Below are 1,273 nucleotides of genomic sequence, written 5' to 3'. Positions count from 1 at the left end.
ATTACTAATAAGAAAACTCGTATTACCGAATACATCCAAGAAACGTTTTCAACTTTAAATCCTGATTTACTGAATCTTAAACAGTGGCTCATTAATCACAAATGCTTTGATGCATGCATGGAATCTACTGGGAAATATTGGATTCCAATTTTCAACATCTTAGAAGATGAAATCAATATTTACTTAACTCATCCAAAATATGTCAAAGCAATTAAAGGGAAGAAAACTGACAAGAAAGATTCAAAATGGATTTGTGATTTATTTAAACATGATCTAATCAAATTTTCTTTTATACCACCCAAAGAAATAAGAGCTTTACGAGAAATATCTCGCTATCGCTATAAATTGGTTGGAATGCGTTCCTCTGAACGTAATCGATATCAAAACTGTATGACAGTTTCCAATATCGGTATTGGTTCTGTATTTTCAGATCCGTTTGGAAAGTCTGCACAATCAATCATGAAAGAAGTACTTGAGTCAGATATCATTGAAGATGAGAAAATTTTGAAATGTATCCATGGATCGTGTAAAAATAAAGATAAGATTCTAGATTCCATTAAACACTGCAATATCGAAACTGATCAAAGGTTTAAAATGAATGAATCAATGATTCATATGGAAGAATTACAACTCCATATTGATAACTGTGAAATCGAACTAATGAAACGTGCAGCACCAATGTTCGATCAATTCATGCACATCACCCAACTACCAGGTATCAGCACTTTATCTGCAATTCTTATTATTTCAGAAATCGGAGTAGATATGAAACAATTCGAATCAGATAAACAACTAGCCTGTTGGGCTGGATTAGCACCTGCAAATAACGAAAGTGCTAATAAGAAAAAATCAGTTCGTATTTCTAAAGCAGGTCAATATTTAAAACCTTTATTAGTTCAGTGTGCTCTTGGAGCAATCAAAGATAAGGAGGGCTATTTTGGAATTAAGTATTCTCGTATCAAAAAGAGACGAGGCCACAAGAAAGCCATTATCGCAATTGCAAGAATGATGCTTGTCAGTATATACCATATGATTCTTACTGGAGAGACATTTAATCCTTCAGATTATGAATCATTTAGAAATCCTAAGCCACCTATAAAGCAACAAGATTTAACAGAAGAATCAGCAATTGAGTTTCTTAAGAAATCAGGTTTTGACGTTTCTAAATTAACTAAACCATAAAATTCAACTATTCTATTTTTTCTAAATTATTCAAACTTGTTTTTAAGTTTGTCTTTTTTTATACGTTTTGATTGATTTTTGTTTCACACTT

1 protein-coding gene is annotated in these 1,273 nt (G+C 31.7%); it reads left to right on the top strand.

Going from position 1 to position 1,273, the window contains the following annotated elements:
• Positions 1 to 1,182 (top strand): IS110 family RNA-guided transposase (locus tag H8909_RS13100; RefSeq protein ID WP_187013141.1); only part of this gene is annotated, 1,182 nt, incomplete at its 5' end.
• Between the last annotated feature and the right edge of the window lie 91 nt (positions 1,183 to 1,273).

The organism is Catenibacterium faecis, from assembly GCF_014306455.1.
Lineage (GTDB): Bacteria > Bacillota_I > Bacilli_A > Erysipelotrichales > Coprobacillaceae > Catenibacterium > Catenibacterium mitsuoka_A.
This window is presented reverse-complemented; position numbering and strand designations above follow the sequence as displayed.